We start from the raw sequence: 21,092 nt of genomic DNA, 5'->3' as shown, positions 1-21,092 counted from the left end.
ATTTGATCATTGATTACAATATAGGATTAATACAAAATGTTATCCAAAATACGATTTAAGTTTTGTTCCATCATTGTTAGCTTTCCATCACTATAAAATAGATCTTGAACTTCTTTACGAAATTTGGAGAGCTCCATATTATTGTATTCATGTTGTTGAATATTATCATCTATTTTCTCAAAACGTTCATCTTCATTGTCATTAGAAAACTCTTTAAAGATTTTTTTGAATGTTTCTGAGTCAACTTTAGATCTAATCAGTTTAATTTCACTTTCAGTTATTTCAGCATCAGCATTAGCACAATGAAGAAGAATATAAACTTGAAGCTCTTTTTTGGTCCAATGTTTATTTTTTGATGTCATAGCTATATTGTTTAATCGATTAGATTTTTGTCTTAAAATATTAAAATTGAAAATAGATAACCTGTTCAAATCAAACTAAGCTAAGTAAGCTTATGGCAAAAACGTTGAACATTGATTGTTTTAGATTCATTTTTGGTTCGTATTAGTTGGTTCATTTCTTAAGTTTATAATGGCATCCATGTAACTAGTATGGATTGAATGATAAAGAACACGATAAATGGAATTACCAAATAACCCATTACATCACGTGCTTGGATTTTAATGCCAGTTCCCATAATTGGAAATACAAGCAATAAATAAAAAGGCTGCAAGACATTAGAAAGGCTTTCTCCATATGCAATAGACAAAGAAGCTCTCGTAATCATTGCTGATACCTCGTTTTCAGTTAAACCTTCTCCTATAACTTTGACAGCATTGATAATGCTTGGTCCAACAACAGCAAATTCACCTCCAGCAGATGGGATGGCGAAATTAATAATGCCACCAGTGATATACGCGAAAAATGGATAAGTTTCAATGGTTGCAATAGATGCTATGACTTCTGCTAATTTCTCACCCAAACCTGTATAAAGCATGATACCCATAATACCTGCGTAAAAAGGATACTGGTATAAAATTCCAGAGATATTACTACTTGAGCGTTTCATTGCAATCACATAACGCATAGGTGTTTTGTGCAATGCCAGACCAACAATCAAGAAAATGAAAATCATGATATTAAAATTCAATTGAAAACCGTTGGTATAAAAGTGATAGATGATATAGGTAAATCCCATTAGTACAATACAAATTAGAAGGATGATACCATTATTTAATTTGTCGGAAACGGACTTGTAAGATAAATTTAGACTAAAAGCTTCCTCTTTAATAGAAAGTTCCTTTTTTATCGTTTTATCTTCCAGCATATCCTCAAGTTGTTTGATGTTTTTCGTTTTTGGAATAAGAAAAACAATCATTAAAGGCGCGAATAATACATAGAGAGCCATCATTGCAAGGCTCAAGCCAGAACCCAATGTAAACGAAGTTGGAATAATGTCTGTTAAAATACCAGCTTCGATTAAATAATTGTTTTCTGTACCCAATAAGAGTGGAATTGAACTCGAAAGACCAGTTACCCAGCTTCCACTACTAAAATAGACGCAAGCTACTAAAAACGGATAATTGATGCCTTTAATACGAATTGCCAATTCTCTTGCTAATACACATGTAATAACAATCCAACCAAAACTAATGAGCGATAGTAAAGCACCAATTAACGTTACAAAAAAGTAAACCTGTCGAGGCGTTTTGATGTAATTGGTCAATTTGTCTATGCCTTTATTTACAATTGGCGACAATGCAATGGCAAAACCTGTGATGATTATCAATACAATTTGCATCCCAAATTCTAATAATGAATAAAAGCCATCGTACCATCCTTTAATGATTTCTATTGGAGAAGCTTCTAACCAGAAGAAAGCGATAAGACCAGTGATGATAGTTAGAAGCATAGCGAATACGAATGCATTCGGCATGTATTTTTCAAATAATTTCGTGGATCTTTCTCCGAATTTAGTTATCATGATTGGTTGGTTTTGAAAACTTTAGAGTATCTTTTTGTCTACATTTTGTATGATTTTTTTTAATCATCTATAACATGTGGCGTAACTAAAGTGTGGTCTAAAATTTTAAAGCTTTCTACTTTTGTTTTGTGATTTTTAAAGTTAATAAATTGAACCAAAATTCCCATGATTAATGGCATTATTGCGGTAAAAACAAAAACAATCTCCCAAGTATAACTTTCTTTTAGTACACCTAGTAAAGCTGAACCAGAAGCGCGTCCCATATTAGAAACCGCCATATATAATGTGAATTGTGTTGCTGCTACTGTTTTCCAGCATAGCTGCATTCCTGAGGCGAAAATCCCAATACTTAAAAAAATGTTGAGTACATAATAGATAAATATAAAGCCACAAATAAATGTAATATTAGTCCAAAAGCCTGTTGTAAAAGCGAAGATTAAAATAATAACAGTAGCCAAGGACAAATAGATGGTTAGCATTTTTATTTTACCAAAATAATCTACTAAGTAACCACCGACAAACATTCCAAAGATACCACCAACTACATTTATTATGGAATAGAGTTGTGAAAAATCTGTGTTTGTCCAACCCAATTCTTGGATCGTAAAAATCGGAAAAATCGTATCCATAAGCCCAAATAATATGCCACTAATAAAAGAGATAACTATAAAAATGAGACTTGAACGTAATTTAGTGACACGAAATAAACTTTTCAAAATATCGGTCCAACTTTTTAATTGACTAGCTTGAGATTCTGTATTCGCTTGGCCTTCTGACCAAGGCATGATTTTTTCACCAGGTCGTTCAGTAAAATAAATTGGCACAATCATAATGATTGCAACCGCAATTGATAATAAAGAGATTGCAGTAGAAAAACCTAGACTATTTATCAATGCTGTTCCAACAACTAGAGAAAGAGAAGTCCCAATAATTTTTGTTCCCCACATTAATCCGTTTGCTCTAGCTTGTTCTTTGGCAGGAATAACATCAACGGCCATGCCGTCTGTTGCGACATCTTGAAAAGCTCCAAAAAAACTAATTAAGAATCCAACAATCATTAAACCTGAATTATTATGCAGAGGATCTGGAACAAACCCTATACTCAAAAAACTTAGAATTAAACCTAGTTGGCCAAAAATAACCCAAGGCCGTTTTCTGCCCATAGATAAAATGGTAAAACGATCCATTAAAGGAGCAATAACTAATTTAAAACTCCATGGAATTAATATGACTCCAATAAATGCAGCTATTTCTGGAGCAGATTTGCCATTCATAGCTAACCAAGCTGGTAATGCGAAAAATAAAATACCTTCTGGAATTCCTTGTGCGATGTATAGTGCTGAAAAAGAAAAATAACGTGATATTGCACTACCAGTTAAGCTTCGGGTGAATTTTATTTTTTGTTTTAGTGATGTCATCAAGTGCCTCTTATATGTTAAATTGAAAATCTATTTTAAAATTATCTCTTTGTAAGAGTTAAACTCTTAAAGACAAATTTTTTTCTTAGAAAGATATTATTCCTTTTCAGAATCAGCCAATTTCTTGGTATCCACATATTGTTGAAATCCGATAATCTTTCCATCTTTTAGTGACCATAGATGTGCGGCTTGAACATCTATTTTTTTTCCTGTAGTTTTCATTTTAGCGATGTAGCGAAGTGTTGCTAATACCTGATTATTTGCCATATCATGCAACCGGATATCTTTTAAAGAAAAACTTTCATACTTATCTCCAAGACGTGAAAACACTCCAGCTAACACAGCATCTGGTCCGATATATGGATTACCATCTGCAAGTGAGTTGCTTTCAGCTTCATTCCATACAATTTTAGCATCCATCATACCTAGAACGGAAGGAATATCACCTTTTGAAAAACTTTCATAAACACCATGGATAATTCCAACATTAGCAGAATTAGATTGTATTCCTAATTGTTGCATAAAAACAGCATTGTCCATAAAATCCTGTTCTTGCGAAATTTTACCATTCTTCATTTTTGCTATGGTTACACCTTGAATGTCAACGGATTTATTTGTAGCTGGAATTCCAAAAAAGTCACCAGTATGATTGCCTTTGAAATTCCAGTGCTTAACAATCTTGTTTTCTTGACCAAAAACATCAACAATTGTAAATTCGATGTCTGAAAATCCAGTAATAAAGTTTTGATAATAGGCTTTAAAATTGTCAAGACCGACAATGTTTTCTGGACTTTGAATAGCTGTAATATTTAAATCAAAATATGTTGAATTTATTTTGTCAATGTCTCCTTTGTTTACAATGTCATCCCAAACTTGAGTGTACATTTTTATATCTTTTTGAATGTTTTGGCCTTGAGCGAATAGTGCAGATAAACCTATAAGTGAAGTAATTAATACGAGTTTAATTGTTTTCATTGTATGCAATGTGTTAATGTTAAAATTTAATACCTGAAGGATCAATAAAAATGACGAGATCACAGTCTTTAGTGAAATTTTGAAGTGCAGATTCTCTTTCAAAATCTATCTCGCAGACATAGAGGTTTTCGGAATGTTCTAATTCCATGAGATGCTCATAGTTTTCTTTTTTAGAAATATCAATAGTAGAGACTTTGACGTCATAACTTGTGTCTAATAAAAGTGAAATAATTTCACTTTCAATAAATCCAGAACCTCCTATGACACCTGCTTTTTTCATGTTTAAATAGTGAGAATAATAGAGTGTGGTTTATTAAAAAAACAGGCAGATGATAATCTAGTTGGTTGATTTGCTTTTAAAACACTAAAACGAAATCGTTTAGTATTATCACGATTCTCTCCACAAAAATCGGTTCTGCCTGTTAGCATAAAGTATTACATACTAATCTTATTCGTCGATGTCATCTTCAGCAGCTTCCATGCTTTTAGCTGCTTCAATAGCTTGAAGATTTAAAACGACTTCTGTAGGATCCCAATACCCACTTTCTCTTACAATTTTTCCGTCTATAAATTGATACGTTAAATGGATTGGGATAGTTATTTCTTTGCCATTAGCAGCAAGTGTGCCTTTCCAGTCTGACCAAAAATTCACCCATGTTTTGCCATCATCAGTAATAACCATTTCATATTCTTGGTCTTTGTCATCAAAGCTTCTTGAAGAATAAATAACATCGTTTGCTTTGTGATAAGCAATGACCTCGTCAGGAGTTAAGGTTTTGTCGCTGGAGTTGTAACCCGTTTTTGATGTATCAGCATAGATACTCGTGTCATATGTTTTGTTGTTGTAATTATCAATCAGTTTTTTTACGGTGTCAATTTCAGGAGATTGTTGCGTATAACGCTTCTCTTGTGTTTGGCAAGCTGTAAATAAAATGACACTGAAGGCTAGTAAAAATAAATTTTTCATTTTGGTTGGTGTTAGTAAAACCTCGTAGCTTATAAAAACCTACGAGGTTTAAAGATTGGTTATTTATTTGAATACGATAAGTCTGGTCTCATACCTCCTGTAACTTCTTCATAATCGGAAGCGAGATTAAAAACAGCATCAAATTTTGCTTTGCTTTCAGGACCTAGCAGTTTTCTGTTTTCTTCAGACAGTTGAGCCATGTCCAATTCATTTTTGGCAGACACTACAACTATAAATGAATCGCCTATTTGTCCAAACCCGTTAGTGTAAACACGATAGTGCATTTTAGATTTTTTACTAACAAAAAGATCTTTAACAACTTTCATATTCTCTGCCATTTTTGCTCTATTTTCAGGAGTTACACTAATAATATGCCATTTTCTATAGTTCATTCCTTCTTGAGTTGTACTCATACCATCAGGCATATAGGATAAATCGTTGCTTAGGATAGTAACATAACTGCCATGTTTGTCGTAGCATTTGTTGTAGCGATCGAAATAAGATTTAAATTTTTCTTTACCCATTTTTTCGCTTAATTCTGCCATTGACATATTATCAATATCGCCTAAGTTTTTAATAGGAGTGATACTTAAATATTTACCGTTCACCATTTGAGCAACAGACCAAGCAGCTTTGAAGTCAAGTTTTTTGCATTCTTCATTGAACTCTTTGGAAATGGCTTCATAAGTTTCAACCATTCCTGGTTTTACCTGATCTTGATGTATCAAAAATGCTTGATCATCTTGTGCAAAAGTGACTATTGGAATTAGTGATAAGAATAATGCCAATACAAATGTTTTTAATGTTTTCATAATAAATAATATTTAAATAGTTGATTAATATTCTGTAACTAAGTAAATGATTATATAATAGTTATGAAACTCATCAAGGACGAATGGTTAGTTTGATTGTCCGAAACAATCAATTTGTTTATCCGAATTTTTTATGATAAGATATAGAGGATTTTAGTTATATAGTTTGTAGTCTTTTAAGTAATTCTTCTTTTAAAGATTTACTAACAGGAATCGCTTTTTTTGCAATAACGATGTGACTTGTAGCAATTTCATCTATTTGCGACAGATTAATAATAAATGAACGATGCACTCTTAAAAAGTGTTTGTTTGGTAATTTTTCGTCCATATCTTTTAAGGTCATTACTAATAAGTATTCTTTGCCTTTTGAGTAAATCCGGCAGTAATTACGTTCGGCTTCTATATATAAAATATCTTTAATATCAACCTTTACCATTTTTTCATGGTGTCTAACAAAAATGCAATCGCTTAACATGAACGGTGAAGGTTCAGATTTTGAAACGTTATCAATAATATCATTATTCTTTTCTTGTTGAAGACGATCAACTGTTAGTTCTATGGCACGTTGTAAATCTAGTTTTTTGAATGGCTTTGAAATAAAAGCATGTGGATGTGTGCTCTTTGCACGATTAAAATGGACTTCATCAGCATTTGCAGTTAAATAAATGACCGCAACATCGTGGATGTCTTTAATTAGCTTTACAGTTTCTATACCATCTAGTTCACCTTTTAAATTAATATCCATTAAAACTATATCAGGTGAATCTTGTTTCACACACGTTAAAGCGTCTTCGGCACGCGGTACAATTCCAATAACGTCATATCCAAGCGAAGTTAGTTGTAATGAAATGTTTGCGGCTATTATCATCTCGTCTTCAACAATTAATATTTTAATAGGTCTACTCATTTATGCAGCTGATTTAATTTTAAATTCGAATAATACAGTGGTTCCATTCATGTGTCTCTCTTCCATATTTCCATTGAGTTGTTGGGTAAGTAGTTTAATAAGCTGAGATCCAAAACCTGTGCCTTTTGGACTTGCTCCAATTGTTTTACCAACGCCATTATCTATCACTTTTAAGGTGAGTGTTTCAGGAGTTGACTGGGTTAAACTTATTTCTATTTTCCCTTTACTATCTTCTGGAAACGCATACTTTAGAGCGTTTGTCAAGAGTTCATTTACGATTAATCCAATAGGAACAGCAGTGTCAACATCTAATTCAAGTTGTTCCATGGCGCATTCAATTTTCACTTTATCGTCAGCGTTAAAGGTGTCTAATATCCCATCACTTAAATTTAGAAAATAATCTTTCATGTCAATGCTACCTAAGTTTTCTCCTTGGTAGAGTTTCTGATGAATTATTCCCATAGATTGCACTCTATTCTGACTAGCGATCATCGCATCTTTTGTTGGAGAATCTTCTAATTGAGCAGATTGTAATGCGATTAAACTCTTTACTAATTCGAGATTGTTTTTTACGCGATGATGAATTTCCTTAAGTAGTAATTCATTTTGTTGGTTTTTGTTGTCTAAAGCAACATTCAAAGTTTCTAATTGCTGATTTCTTTTTTGATTTTTTCTATAATTATAAATCACTCCGAAAAGAATAAACCCTAATAATGACGTCAAAATAATATATAAAATCTTTGTGCGTTTTTGCTGACTAATTTTTTCATCCTGAAAAATTATCATTGCATTTTTTTGCCCAACTTCATACTTGGATTGGGCTTCACTTTCTAAACTTAAAATGATATTGTCTTTAAATGATTCCAGTTCTGAAGTATACAATTGATGATAATATAGAGCATTTGTGTGATCACCAAGAGATTCGTAAATTTCTGAAACATGCATATAGTTTTCCCATAAATTTCGAGTTCTTCCCGTTTTTTTGATGAGGTCTATGGCTTTTAGATTGTATGGTAAAGCGTCTTCATAGTTTCCTTGCATAAGGTAAACATGACCAATATTGGCTAAAGATGGAATTAAATAACGATCAAGTCCCAATTGTTTAGAATTATCATAATTGGCTTGATAATCTGAAATAGCCTCATCATAACGCTCCATGTATTTGTAAATGTTTCCTCTCCAGTTTAAAGATGCCATCATTGGAATACCAGTTTCACCTAATTCATTATAAATTTCTATTGATGCATTTATGGACTCTAGTGCGTTTTCTATATCAAAGCCTGTAAATAATTGGTTATTGGCTTTAAAACGATAGGTAAGTGCTAATTCCTCATTAGCATCAATTTTTTTAAAAATGTTGATGGCTTTGTTGCAATATGTAATGGCTTCATTGTAGTTATTCTCATAATATAAAAGATCACCAATATGTGCATAACATTGCGCAATCCCTTTTTGATTGTTTAATTGCTCATAAAGCTCAAGAGCTTTATATACATAGTTTTTAGCTTGATTGTAATCTGCTTGTACTGTATAAAGAGCTTTAATATCTAAATAGGTGTCTGCAAGATTTAGCTCTTTATTTTGAATACTATATAGATCTTTAACTTTAGTGAAATAGTGTAAGGCAGAATCTAGTTTAGAATATTCTTTATGATAAATAGCCAAATAGTGATATGATTTTGCAAGTGTATTTTGGTTGTCTGATTGCTTTGAAAGCATAATGGCTTTTCTTGAATTACGACCAAGTGCTGTAGAATCCTTTGGGTTATTGCTATGCATTTCTAACCAAACCATAATATCTTCTAATGAAGATGGCGTTGATTCTGAGTTTTGAGCAATACTATGTAGTGTACAAAAAAGTACAAGTAATATAGTTAGTTTTTTAGTCATAAGTCTTTAATATAGCTATGAAAAAGACTTTAGGGAAAGTTAAAGATAGTAAAATTTTCCTTACAAATTTAACATTGTATTAACAAAGGTGATTTGACAGAATTCAAAGAAGACGTGGTCTTAACATATGTTTATGCTGCAGCTTTAGTTTTAAACTGAAATAAAATTGAAGTTCCGTTTTCGTGTTTTTCTTCCATAATTCCATTTAACTGAAGTGTTAAAAGTTTAACGAGTTGAGAGCCGAATCCTGTGCCTTTTGGTGAAGTACCAGCTACCTTTCCAATCCCATTATCAATCACTCTTAACGTTAGGGTCTCTGGATTAGGTTTTGTTAAACTGATTTTAATCTTACCTTGGCTATTTTCTGGAAAGGCATACTTTAATGCATTCGTTAATAATTCATTAACGATAAGTCCGATAGGAACAGCTGTATCAACATCGAGTTCTAATTGATCCATAGCACATTCGATCTTCACTTTGTTTTCAGCATTAAAGGTATCTAAAATACCATCACTTAAATTAACAAAATAGTCTTTCATATCTATGCTTCCCAAATTTTCACCTTGATAGAGTTTTTGATGAATAATGCCCATGGATTGAACTCGATTCTGACTTGCGATCATCGCATCTTTCGTAGGTGAATCTTCCAGGTCGGCAGATTGTAATGAAATTAAACTTTTTACTAATTCTAGATTGTTTTTAACGCGATGATGAATTTCTTTTAGAAGCAATTCATTTTCAGAGTTCTTTGCCTTTATAAGCTGTGTTTTCTTTTTGTTTTTATTGAAAAAATAAAGCAAGGCTAATAGTAATACCGCTAATAAACTGGCAATAACAATAAAAAGCGTTTGTATTCTACCTTTCTGTTTAAGCAGTTCTCCTTGGGTGGCTATAGCTTCATCTTTTTTTCCTGTTTCGTATTTAATTACAGCTTCAGATTCGAGATTTGCTATTTTGTCTTCTAGAACCTGATTTGAATTGGCATAGGCTTTTTCTTGACATAATATCGCTTTTTCAAAATCTCCTAAATTAGCATAACATTTTGATAAGTCCTGGTATTGTTGAATAATAGTAGCTTGTCCTTTCTTTTCATACGCTTGTACTCCAGCTGATAAATGTTCTAACGCCTTATCGTATTCTTCTTGTAGCAAGTACACTTGTCCAATTTCTGTTCTATAGGTTGCACATCGCTCTTCGCCTATAATGGCAACACATAATTCCCAAGATTTGATATAATCTTTTAATGCATTGGTATAATCTTGTGCTCGAACATATACTTCACCTCGATAGGAATGTGCCTTAACAGGAATAAAAACCTCTTCTGGCACTTTTTCTTCAACAATTTTGAGACAGTCATCTGTTGCTTTATAGGCTTTTTCAAATTCTCCAAGTTCACCATAACTGATAATCAAATTAAAATAAGCCATCCCAAGTAAGCCATACTTTTTGGTTTTTTCTAAAAGTGGAATAGCTCTAGTTGTGTACTCAATAGACTTATGATAATCTTGCATGACCTGGTAGAGTAAACCGAGCGTTCTGTATGCACTTCCTAAGCCTTCTTCATCTTTTAATGCCTCATAAATTGGTATTGCTTTGAAAAGTACATCTTGCGATTTTTCCAGTTTACGAGCTTTAATGTATTGTCTAGAAAGAACTTCATAAGTGTCCGCAATTTTCTTTTTATCCGTTCCTTTTTTGTGATATCTTAAGGCATTTGAAGTATGATATACTGCAGAGTCTGGAGAAAAAAGGCCATTATAGGAATGCCAAAGGGCTAAGTTCTCATGAATTTGTGCTAATGTTAAATCTGTTTCAGTGTTTTGCGCTCGTTTTAAAGTTTGAAGACCAATGTCATGGAAGTCATTTGGATTTTTGTAATTGTTTGTCATCCACGTAATACAAGAATCTATAGAGACTATTTTGAATTCATCTAACTTTTTGTGGTCTTGAGATTGTCCAAATATTGAAAACAGAAAAGCTAGTAAAAATGAAATGGTTGGTGTTTTCATATCTATTTAGGTAGACAATTAAAAGATGAAGGGCTAAACCAAATATACTAAAAAAAGCACCATGGAAATAGTAATGCTTTTATTTCAGTATTATCTTCCGTCTTAATTTTCATTAGAAATTGAATTGAAATATTAAACATAATATCCTTTTATTGAAGATTTGGTATTAAATATTATCTACATAAAAATATTGGTAAAAACCTTAAGTATGTTTATTTTTGTGCTCGTAAAAAACACTTCGGAAGCCTATTCGAAGACTAACAATAAATTTCAAGACCAAATGAATTTACACGAATATCAAGGAAAAGAATTATTAAACAGTTTTGGCGTACGTATTCAACGTGGTATCGTTGCACAAAATGCTGATGAAGCAGTTGCAGCAGCTAAGAAATTAACTGAAGATACAGGTACAGGTTGGCATGTTATTAAAGCTCAAGTTCACGCAGGTGGTCGTGGTAAAGGTGGTGGAGTTAAGTTAGCGAAAAACTTAGACGAGGTTAAAACGATTGCTGGACAAATTATTGGAATGGATTTAGTGACACCTCAAACGTCTGCGGAAGGTAAACGAGTACACCAAGTGTTAGTTGCTGAAGATGTTTACTATCCTGGAGATTCAGAACCTGAAGAATATTACATGTCTGTGTTATTAAACAGAGGAACTGGTCGTAATATGATTATGTATTCTACAGAAGGAGGAATGGATATTGAAACTGTAGCTGAAGAAACACCGCATTTAATTTTTCATGAAGAAATAGATCCTGCAACTGGAATCTTGCCTTTCCAAGCACGTAAAATTGCATTTAATTTAGGATTGTCAGGAACGGCATTTAAAGAAATGACACGTTTTGTAACGTCATTATATAAAGCCTATTCAGAATCTGATTCTTCTTTATTCGAAATCAATCCTGTATTAAAAACTAGTGATGATAAAATTATGGCTGTTGATGCAAAAGTATCTTTAGATGCGAACGCACTTTTCCGACATAAAGATTTAGCAGCATTACGCGATTTACGTGAAGAAAATCCTATAGAAGTTGAAGCAGGAGAACATGGATTAAATTATGTTGACCTTGACGGAAACGTTGGTTGTATGGTAAATGGTGCTGGATTAGCAATGGCAACTATGGATTTAATAAAACAAGCAGGAGGTGAGCCAGCTAACTTTTTAGATGTTGGTGGTACTGCAGATGCTGCTAGAGTTGAAATAGCTTTTGAGCTTATTTTACGAGATCCGGCTGTAAAAGCAATCTTAATAAACATATTTGGAGGAATCGTTCGTTGTGATCGCGTAGCTCAAGGTGTTATTGATGCCTATAAAAATATGGGTAATATTGAAGTGCCAATTATTGTGCGTTTACAAGGAACTAATGCCGATATCGCAAAAGAATTAATAGATAATTCTGGTTTAGATGTGATGAGTGCTACAGAATTCCAAGAAGCTGCAGATAAGGTACAACAAGTATTAGCATAATAAATTCTTATTATATAAACTAAAAAAAGCTCTCAATTTGAGAGCTTTTTTGTTTTATAAATGTAATCCACATTCGGTTTTTGGATTGTTATTCCAACGACCATTACGATCTTCTCCAGGAATCGTACAATGTTTACAGCCAATTGAGTTATATCCTTTAGAAACTAAAGGATGAAATGGTAAATCGTGTTCTTTTATATAAGCATCTCGTTGCGCTTTTGTTATATCTAACAAGGGATAGAACTTTAAAATCTCGCCACGTAATTCAAAAATATCTAGAGTAGAGCGATGATCACTTTGCCATTCCATTAAACCTGAAACCCAAACTTTATACTTGTTTTTTATAATGTCTAAAGGTCTTACTTTATTTATAGAACAACAGAAGTTAGGATTCTTTTTCCAAGTTTCATCTTTGGTTGTAAAGTCATGTTCTTCTTTTAATGCACTAATTGAAGTAACTCGAAGTCCGTATTGATTTGTAAGTTGTTCTTTGTAGTTTAAGGTATCTTCAAAATGATAACCTGTATCAATAAAAAATACCTCTTGTTTTTTATTTACGTCAGAAAATAGCTTTAATAGAAATGCAGAAGTTGATGCAAATGAGCTTGTAAGCATGACCTCTGATACATCAAAATCTATGTACAATTGCTTAATTCTATCAGTTGCTGAAAGCGACTTATACTTGAAGTTGAGCGCTTTTATTTCAGCTTCTGTAATATTAGGAATTACTTTTGTTGCGATTGAATTATCTATCATATGACGATTTATTCAATGCAATTTACAGTCTTAATTCTAAAGTAAATGTTAAGGCCTTAATTTTTACGATAATGATAATTTAAGGCTTCTTTTTTTGTGGTTTTGGCATTGGACCACGAAGATGAATGATTAACCCATTGAGAAAGTTTCTTAAAACTTGGTCACCACATTCCATATAATTGGGATGGTCTTCTCGTCTAAACATCGCATTTAGTTCACTTTTTGTAATTCTAAAATCGACGAGTGCTAAAATCTTCACCATGTCATCATCACGAAGTTTATGTGCTACTCTTAGTTTTTTAAAGATATCGTTATTCGTCATTCTATTGTCTTTTTCAAGGTCAGTGTCAGTTGAAACGAAAGTACATAAAATTTAATTATTATGATAAGTGCATTTCATCGATTATTTTTTTTAGGTACTCAAAAATCGATGAAATGCATGTTTTTTTTAAATCACTGATAATCAATAGTTTGTATTCAATAAGTACATGAAAGTAAGAAAAAACCGATGAAAGGTGAATTATTTTTCGATAAGCTACAGTTTATGAATGCTTATAGCCAAACTAAACCTATTAAATTTATAAAAGTTAAAAATCATAATCCCTCGTCATGATCAATCGCGTAGAAAAATTGAGCTTGCTTTCAGAAATGATTGCCTTCGCACAAACAAATGAAAATATAAAATCCATTGAATATAGATTCCTTTTTGGTGTAGCCAAACAATTGGATATCTCTAAAGAAGATTTTGACTATTTAATAGAACATCCTGTGACATACGTTAATCTTAAATCCCATAGTGAGCGAATAGTTCAGTTTCATAGATTAGTATTACTAATGAATTTGGATGTTGAAATCAATCCTAAAGAATTGGTAAAACTTCATAATTTTGGACTAAGAATGGGCTTAAGCCATGAATCTATTAATAGAGTTCTTGATTTAATGGAAAGTTTTCCTAATAAAGTAGTTCCACCAGATTTCTTAATCGATATTTTCAAGGTGCAGTATAATTAAGTGACACTTTAAATTGAAAAGCTTATGGCGCATTCAATTTAACTAGTTGACCTTATTCCGCTGAAGAGCGCAATCTCATAATTGTCGTAGATTCTTACAATCAGCGTTTAGCATTGAAGTAATTTACTAAACTCGTTTTAATAAAAAAGTTCCATCCACCAATACAGCTTTCTCTTTTGAATTCTGGAATGTCATCTGGAAAATCTTCCGTAACCTTAGTTGTTAAGGTCAATTGCGTTTGATGATCTATTTCAGATAATTGAAATGTAACATTTGAGTCGCCTTTATAGCCTTCATACGTCCAGTTGTAAACAATTTTATGGTTTGGAATGACTTCAGTAACTTCCCATAAGTGAGGAAATATGCGATCTTCAGAGGTCACAGTGAATTGTGTTTTAAAACCAACTGTCGGTTGAAAATCAGGAATATTATCAAAAAACCATTGCCTCATTTCATTAACATCAGTTATCGCTTTCCACACACTTTCGATTGATTGGTGGAAACTTTGTTTCACTTCAATTTCGGACTCGTTAACTTTCATCTAAGACATGTTTACTTTTTCTAACTTCTTTTGATACCCTTTAATTTCATCACGAAGTTGTGCGGCAATGATAAAGTCTAAAGCTTTAGCAGCTTGCTCCATAAGTTTACGCTTTTCACGAATTTTCTTTTCTAACTGACTTTTAGTCAAGTATTCACTTTCTGGTTCTGCTGCCTTTGCAGCTTCCAATTCGTAACTATATGTACTTACCGAATTTTTAGTTAAGGCATTGTCCAAACTCTTATTTAGCGCTTTAGGAATTAAGTTATGTTTCGTGTTATAAGCAATTTGTTTTTCACGTCTGTATTCGGTTTCATCGATTGTTTTTTGCATGCTTTTGGTGATTTTATCCGCATACATAATGGCTTTTCCATTAAGGTGTCGCGCAGCTCTTCCAACAGTTTGTGTTAATGATCGTGTAGATCGTAAAAACCCTTCTTTATCAGCATCAAGAATTGCAACTAAGGATACTTCAGGTAAATCTAAACCTTCACGTAATAAATTCACACCAACCAAAACATCAAAAATACCTTTACGTAAATCTTGCATGATTTCAACACGTTCAAGTGTATCAACATCACTATGGATATAGCGACATCGAATTTGAATACGATCTAAATATTTAGTCAATTCTTCAGCCATTCGTTTCGTCAACGTTGTGACTAAAACACGTTCATCTTTTTCAATACGCTGATGCATTTCTTCAATTAAATCATCAATTTGATTTAAACTCGGTCGTACTTCAATAATCGGATCTAAAAGACCAGTAGGTCTAATAACTTGTTCAACATATACACCGTCTGTTTTTTGCAATTCGTAATCAGCAGGTGTTGCACTAACATAAATCACTTGATTTTGTAAGACTTCAAATTCTTCAAATTTTAAAGGTCTGTTATCCATTGCAGCAGGCAACCTAAATCCATATTCTACTAGGTTTTCTTTACGGCTTCTATCACCACCATACATGGCGTGAACTTGAGAAATAGTAACATGACTTTCATCTACAACCATTAAAAAATCGTCAGGGAAATAATCTAATAAGCAGAATGGTCGCGTGCCAGGAAGGCGTCCATCCAAATATCTCGAATAGTTTTCAATACCTGAACAATAACCAAGTTCTCGAATCATCTCCAAATCAAATTCGGTACGTTCTTTTAAACGTTTTGCTTCTAAATGTTTACCTATCTCTTTGAAATAATCGTGTTGTTTTACCAAATCATCCTGAATCTCTCGAATTGCACCTTGTAGCACATCAGGAGAGGTAACAAACATATTGGCTGGATAGATATTCAATCGATCATAATGCTCAATAACTTCATTGGTTTGAATATTGAATTGCTCAATATCCTCGATCTCATCACCAAAAAAGTGAATCCGAAACGCATCATCTGCATAACTTGGAAACACATCAACTGTATCACCTTTTATTCTGAAATTACCATGATTAAAATCGGCTTCAGTTCTAGAATACAGACTTTGTACTAATTGATGTAATAATTCGGTTCTTGAGATTTGTTGATCAATTTCCAATGAAATTACATTCTTCTGAAACTCAACAGGGTTTCCAATACCATATAAACAGGACACTGAAGCTACAACAATTACATCACGACGACCTGATAAAAGGGAAGAGGTTGTACTCAAACGCATCTTCTCAATTTCTTCATTTATAGATAAATCTTTTTCAATATAAACACCAGATACAGGTATATAAGCTTCAGGTTGATAGTAGTCATAATACGATACAAAATACTCTACAGCATTCTCAGGAAAAAATTGTTTAAACTCAGAATAGAGTTGAGCTGCAAGCGTTTTATTGTGCGCCAAAACCAATGTTGGTTTTTGAACTTCTTCAATCACATTCGCCACTGTAAATGTTTTACCAGAACCAGTCACACCAAGTAAAGTTTGATACTTTTCATTGGAGTTAATACCATCTACCAATTGCTGAATCGCTTGTGGTTGATCGCCTGTAGGTTTGAAATCGGAATGTACTTTAAATCGCATCTTACAAAGTTAATTAAAGTTTCAATAAAAAGAATGTGTATTAAGAAGGCTTTATATATTAAATCAGCAAAAGAAAAAGTAATCGCTCATGGCTAACATATCTATAGACTCAAAATATGATTTGATAATTTCCTGTTCTTTTGAATTGGCTACAGTTATAATACTTTGAGGCTTTTGAAGGGTTTTTAGATGTTCAAATGCGAATAATTCTACATCATAAATATGCTTCCCAATTTTCTTCGGATTGTCACAAATCCAAATAAAATCGACACTTCTTTTTTGTAATAACCTAGCAATAGTTTTACCTTTTTGTCCTGCTCCCCAAACCACAAGAGGTCGTGATGGTTTGTAATTAAGTTCTAAAAAGTAATGTAACTTAATATCTAAAAAATGATTTTCAGCATAATGGCTGTCGGTTCGTGATGCTCTAGTACTATAATCTCTCCAGTAATGTAAAAGATGAGTATTAGGAATGCATTTGATGTTGTTTTTATAAAACCGAAATGTTAAGTCGTAATCTTCAGGATACCGGTTTGGAGCAAATGCGTCACAAGCAATCAAATCTTCTCGATGTAACATCCAACAAGGTGAAGGGATTACACATTCTTTATAGATTTCGGTGTAGTTTTTACCTTTTATAGTGAGATCATTTAACCAAGATTCATATTTAGCATAACCATCACCAATTCCAGCTTCACTAAAGTATTTTACTAAACCTAATGCAATATGTTTTCTGCCATGTTGTTGTAAATCATTCAGCATAATTGCTAATTTTTCAGGATGCATGAGGTCATCACTATCCATTCTTGTAATGTAAATACCTGAACTTTTTTCAAAGGCTAGTCGTAACGCATTTATAATTCCGAAGCCTTTATTTTTAAACAATTTGATTCGTGAATCTTTTTCAGCAAATTCATTTACAATACTATAACTGTTATCTAATGAGTTGTCGTCTATGATCAATAATTCCCAATTGTCATAAGTTTGCAGGACGATAGACTCCAGACATTCAGGCAAAAATGATGCTGTGTTTTTAAAAGGCGTAAGTATGCTAATTAAGGGTTTGGACATAAGGCTAAAATACAACATCTATTTTAACAAAACCTTTGGACATTTAAGTGTAACCTATTGTAATTTTGTGCGTCTATTCAAAGAAAATTAAAAAGTTGTCATGAAAAAAATCTTATCAATAACTATTCTGAGTTTTTTGCTTTTAGCATGTGGTTCTTCGAAAAATGTTGCTAACAATATGGAAGCCACAAACCCTATAGTTACTACCATTGATTTAACTCAGATAGTAGATGATAAAGCACCAGTGACCATAAATCCTGGTCCATTTACACAAGATATTGTGACCTATAGAATGCCAAGAATTATTCAAGGAAGTTATGCCATTGATAATTTTGGAAAATACATAGACAATCTAATAGCTCTTGATTATAGTGGAAATAGTTTGCCTGTTACTCGATTAGATGATAATTCATGGCAAATTGCTAACGCGACACAATTAGACAGATTGGAATATGACGTCAATGATACATTTGATATTGAAATTCAAGGAGGTGTTCATGAAGAAATTCCTTTTTCTCCTGGAGGCACAAATATTTCTCCTGAAAACTATGTCTTAAATTTACACGGGTTTATAGGCTATTTTGATTCACTTAAAAATGCACAATATACATTAGATGTTACTGCTGCAGCAAATTTTGATCGTACATCTGCCTTGCAAAACACCAATATGAAATCTAGTCCAGATGGTACAAAGATTACGACGAGTTATTTTGCGCCTCGTTATTTTGATATTACTGATAACCCAATGATGTACGGTAAATTAGATGTTGAAGAATTTATGGTCGGTGACATCAAAATTGTTTTAAGTGTATATTCTCCAAATAAAAGACATAAAGCATCGACATTAAAAGAGACGGTGTATAAAATGATGGAAGCTCAAAAATCATATTTAGGTGATATGAATACGACTTCTCGTTATGATATTTATTTGTATTTAACCGATAGAAGCAAAGAACAACCAAAAGGAATAGGTGCTTTAGAACACCATACGTCAACTGTGGCAGTATTGATCGAAACAAGGTCAGAAGAATCTTTAGCGCAGTCAGTTATTGATATAGTTTCGCATGAATTTTTTCATATTGTAACACCATTAACGGTTCATTCTGAAGATGTACATTATTTCGATTATAATCAACCAACATTTTCGAAGCATCTATGGATGTACGAAGGCGTTACCGAGTATTTTGCTCAACATTTTCAAGTATATGAAGGTTTAATAACGCCTCAAGATTATTATAATGAAGTTAATTCTGAAATTTTAAGATCTACGATATATTATGACGATGCCATGAGTTTTACTGAAATGAGTGAAAATGTTTTAGAAGAACCATTTAAAACAAATTATTCAAACGTTTATGAAAAAGGAGCTTTGCTTGGTATGTGTATTGATATTTTAATGCGAGAAGAAAGCAATGGTAATCGCAGTATGCTAAGTTTAATGAAAGAATTATCAAATAAATATGGCATTGAAAAACCATTTGATGATGAATCTCTTATTGATGAAATTATAGAAATGACATATCCTTCAGTTGGTGAGTTTCTTTATACCCATGTGGTCGGAGGCACACCAATAGACTATAGTATGTTTTTAGAAAAAGTAGGTTTAAAATTTAAAGGTACCCAAGTAGAAACGGGTTTTCTACAATCAGGTAAAGGGTCAGTTTTTGCAGCAGATCAAGAACAAGGTGTTTTATTTTTTACATCAAATGTTATGGATAATAGCTTTTGGGTTGACAATGGAGTTCTGGAAGATGACATTGTTAAGTCCGTAAATGATACTAAAGTTTCGTTTGAAAATGCAAGAACTATTATAATGCAAATGTATAGAGCAAAAGTTGGTGATGATATTAATGTGGTAATTAATAGAAATGGGAAAGAAATTAATATTAATACTAAATTGACACAAGCATATACAACTAAAATTGATATTGAAGAAGATGAAAATGCTACTGCTACTCAAATTAAGACTCGTAACGCATGGTTGAATATATCTTCGAAAAGTGAAATTGGATCTGATTAAGGTGTATTAAAAACCTTCAAAAACACCTAATCCAAACAAAGCAAAGTCATATTTTACAGGGTCATCTGGATCTAGTTTTCGTAACGCATTATCTAATTCGGCTAAAGCTTTGCCATCATTTTGTTTGCGTTTAAGTAAGCCTAATTTTCTGGCGACATTCCCTGAATGCACATCTAGTGGACAAGATAAAACTGAAGGACTGATATGTTTCCAAATTCCAAAATCTACACCATTTTGATCTTGCCTAACCATCCATCGCAAATACATATTAATGCGTTTTGCAGCTGAATTTTTTAAAGGATCGCCTACATGTTTTTGTGTCCTTGGTAAATGATTAATTTCAAAAAAGTGAGTTTTGAATTGATGAATAGCTGGTTGAAGGGAGTGCCCTTTTATGTTCGCTGAAAACAAAGCTTCCAATCCATTGTGGTTATTGTAAATATGATTTAAACTTTTTATAAACTGAATAAAATCTTGACCATTAAACGTTCGATGAACGAAATTATTTAATTTTTCTAAATCTGATTCTTGATGATTACTGACAAAATCGTAAGGTGATTGCTCCAAGAGTTGCATCATTTTATGAGCATTATTGATTATACTTTTACGATTTCCCCAAGCAATTGTAGCAGTTAAAAACCCAGCAATTTCAATATCCTCTTTTTTTGAAAACTGATGAGGTATTTGTATTGGATCACTTTCTATAAATCTAGGATGATTGTATTGATCAACTTTTGAGTCAAGAAATTCCTTGAGTTCTTTTTTAGATAATTTTAAGGTGTTTGTCAAAATAGGTTTAGTTTACTTCATGGCAATCATGCTAATTTCAACATTGACAAACTTTGGTAGATTAGCAACTTCAACAGTTTCACGTGCAGGAGCAGAATCAGCATTAAAATACTGAGCGTACACTTCATTTATTTGGGAAAAGTTATGCATATCACTAATAAAGATTGATGTTTTAATTACATGGTCAAAAGTCATTTCTGCAGCTTCTAAAACAGCTTTTAGGTTTTCCATGACTTGTTTGGTTTCAATTTGAATAGTATCCATGACCAGTTCTCCAGTCTCTGCATTTAGTGCTATTTGACCAGATGTAAATAAGGTGTTTCCTGATAAAACAGCTTGATTGTATGGTCCAATTGGAGCAGGTGCTTTTGGTGTATTTATTATAGTTTTCAAAATTTTAAAGGATTTCAATTTACAACACGAAGTTAGTGAAAATAGCAGAGTTAATATTTAAAAGTTATATGTAAAACCCTATAGATTTCACTCTCGTTTGTTTTCTATTTACTAATTTAGTTTTTAGACCA

The 21,092-nt window shown here is 32.5% G+C and carries 20 protein-coding genes; 3 read left to right on the top strand and 17 right to left on the bottom strand.

The genetic code is table 11. The annotated features are described in order from the left end of the window. Positions 1-26: 26 nt before the first annotated feature. From VOI25_RS08095 to VOI25_RS08050, 10 genes are all read right to left on the bottom strand, one after another. A complete protein-coding gene (locus VOI25_RS08095) occupies positions 27-362 on the bottom strand; it encodes a hypothetical protein (protein WP_323788552.1) in 336 nt (111 codons plus the stop codon). Between the two features lie 164 nt (positions 363-526). After that, a complete protein-coding gene (locus tag VOI25_RS08090) occupies positions 527-1,924 on the bottom strand; it encodes a short-chain fatty acid transporter (RefSeq protein ID WP_323788551.1) in 1,398 nt (465 codons plus the stop codon). A 59-nt stretch (positions 1,925-1,983) separates the two neighbouring features. After that, on the bottom strand, positions 1,984-3,342 hold the full coding sequence (locus tag VOI25_RS08085) for an MFS transporter (RefSeq protein WP_323788550.1): 1,359 nt from the start codon (positions 3,340-3,342) through the stop codon (positions 1,984-1,986). A gap of 96 nt (positions 3,343-3,438) precedes the next feature. Beyond that, positions 3,439-4,317 carry an ester cyclase gene (locus VOI25_RS08080; RefSeq protein WP_323788549.1) on the bottom strand — a complete coding sequence of 293 codons (879 nt, stop codon included), beginning with the start codon at positions 4,315-4,317 and terminating at the stop codon, positions 3,439-3,441. Positions 4,318-4,336: 19 nt separating this feature from the next. Beyond that, positions 4,337-4,597, bottom strand: a complete 261-nt coding sequence (locus tag VOI25_RS08075) for a hypothetical protein (RefSeq protein WP_323788548.1) — start codon at positions 4,595-4,597, stop codon at positions 4,337-4,339. A 168-nt stretch (positions 4,598-4,765) separates the two neighbouring features. Beyond that, on the bottom strand, positions 4,766-5,284 hold the full coding sequence (locus VOI25_RS08070) for a nuclear transport factor 2 family protein (protein WP_323788547.1): 519 nt from the start codon (positions 5,282-5,284) through the stop codon (positions 4,766-4,768). A gap of 59 nt (positions 5,285-5,343) precedes the next feature. Next, on the bottom strand, positions 5,344-6,096 hold the full coding sequence (locus tag VOI25_RS08065; RefSeq protein WP_323788546.1) for a hypothetical protein: 753 nt from the start codon (positions 6,094-6,096) through the stop codon (positions 5,344-5,346). A 157-nt stretch (positions 6,097-6,253) separates the two neighbouring features. After that, positions 6,254-7,003 carry a LytR/AlgR family response regulator transcription factor gene (locus VOI25_RS08060; RefSeq protein WP_323788545.1) on the bottom strand — a complete coding sequence of 250 codons (750 nt, stop codon included), beginning with the start codon at positions 7,001-7,003 and terminating at the stop codon, positions 6,254-6,256. Then, positions 7,004-8,893: a histidine kinase dimerization/phosphoacceptor domain -containing protein gene (locus VOI25_RS08055; protein ID WP_323788544.1), complete on the bottom strand. Its 1,890-nt coding sequence runs from the start codon at positions 8,891-8,893 to the stop codon at positions 7,004-7,006. Between the two features lie 131 nt (positions 8,894-9,024). Then, positions 9,025-10,902 (bottom strand): sensor histidine kinase, encoded by a 1,878-nt coding sequence (locus VOI25_RS08050; protein WP_323788543.1) that lies wholly within the window; start codon positions 10,900-10,902, stop codon positions 9,025-9,027. A 280-nt stretch (positions 10,903-11,182) separates the two neighbouring features. Between VOI25_RS08050 and sucC the strand changes: the two genes are divergently transcribed. Beyond that, complete coding sequence (gene sucC / locus VOI25_RS08045) at positions 11,183-12,373, top strand: ADP-forming succinate--CoA ligase subunit beta (RefSeq protein WP_323788542.1); 1,191 nt, start codon at positions 11,183-11,185, stop codon at positions 12,371-12,373. A gap of 54 nt (positions 12,374-12,427) precedes the next feature. Here the strand turns inward: sucC and VOI25_RS08040 are convergent, their stop codons facing one another. Then, positions 12,428-13,129 carry a phosphoadenylyl-sulfate reductase gene (locus tag VOI25_RS08040; RefSeq protein ID WP_323788541.1) on the bottom strand — a complete coding sequence of 234 codons (702 nt, stop codon included), beginning with the start codon at positions 13,127-13,129 and terminating at the stop codon, positions 12,428-12,430. A gap of 79 nt (positions 13,130-13,208) precedes the next feature. Beyond that, entirely contained in the window at positions 13,209-13,451 is a 243-nt protein-coding gene (locus VOI25_RS08035) for a DUF1456 family protein (protein WP_323788540.1), read from the bottom strand. A 287-nt stretch (positions 13,452-13,738) separates the two neighbouring features. Here VOI25_RS08035 and VOI25_RS08030 point away from each other — a divergent pair, with 287 nt between their 5' ends. After that, complete coding sequence (locus VOI25_RS08030; protein WP_323788539.1) at positions 13,739-14,140, top strand: TerB family tellurite resistance protein; 402 nt, start codon at positions 13,739-13,741, stop codon at positions 14,138-14,140. A 100-nt stretch (positions 14,141-14,240) separates the two neighbouring features. Here VOI25_RS08030 and VOI25_RS08025 read toward each other — a convergent pair whose 3' ends face one another. The 3 genes from VOI25_RS08025 to VOI25_RS08015 form a co-directional block, all read right to left on the bottom strand. Then, entirely contained in the window at positions 14,241-14,681 is a 441-nt protein-coding gene (locus tag VOI25_RS08025; protein ID WP_323788538.1) for an SRPBCC domain-containing protein, read from the bottom strand. Then, positions 14,682-16,688, bottom strand: coding sequence for an excinuclease ABC subunit UvrB (gene uvrB / locus VOI25_RS08020; protein WP_323788537.1), 2,007 nt, complete (start codon positions 16,686-16,688; stop codon positions 14,682-14,684). A gap of 63 nt (positions 16,689-16,751) precedes the next feature. Then, entirely contained in the window at positions 16,752-17,759 is a 1,008-nt protein-coding gene (locus tag VOI25_RS08015; protein WP_323788536.1) for a glycosyltransferase family 2 protein, read from the bottom strand. 100 nt (positions 17,760-17,859) lie between these two features. Between VOI25_RS08015 and VOI25_RS08010 the strand changes: the two genes are divergently transcribed. Beyond that, the gene (locus VOI25_RS08010; RefSeq protein ID WP_323788535.1) at positions 17,860-19,779 is read left to right on the top strand and encodes a peptidase M61; all 1,920 of its coding nucleotides are present in this window, start codon (positions 17,860-17,862) and stop codon (positions 19,777-19,779) included. A 6-nt stretch (positions 19,780-19,785) separates the two neighbouring features. Here the strand turns inward: VOI25_RS08010 and VOI25_RS08005 are convergent, their stop codons facing one another. Together VOI25_RS08005 and VOI25_RS08000 are read right to left on the bottom strand one after the other, a co-directional pair. Next, the gene (locus VOI25_RS08005) at positions 19,786-20,568 is read right to left on the bottom strand and encodes a TIGR02757 family protein (protein ID WP_323788534.1); all 783 of its coding nucleotides are present in this window, start codon (positions 20,566-20,568) and stop codon (positions 19,786-19,788) included. 12 nt (positions 20,569-20,580) lie between these two features. Further along, a complete protein-coding gene (locus tag VOI25_RS08000) occupies positions 20,581-20,961 on the bottom strand; it encodes a Rid family detoxifying hydrolase (RefSeq protein ID WP_323788533.1) in 381 nt (126 codons plus the stop codon). Between the last annotated feature and the right edge of the window lie 131 nt (positions 20,962-21,092).

This window comes from Psychroserpens sp. (assembly GCF_034670085.1).
Taxonomy (GTDB): domain Bacteria; phylum Bacteroidota; class Bacteroidia; order Flavobacteriales; family Flavobacteriaceae; genus Psychroserpens.
This window is presented reverse-complemented; position numbering and strand designations above follow the sequence as displayed.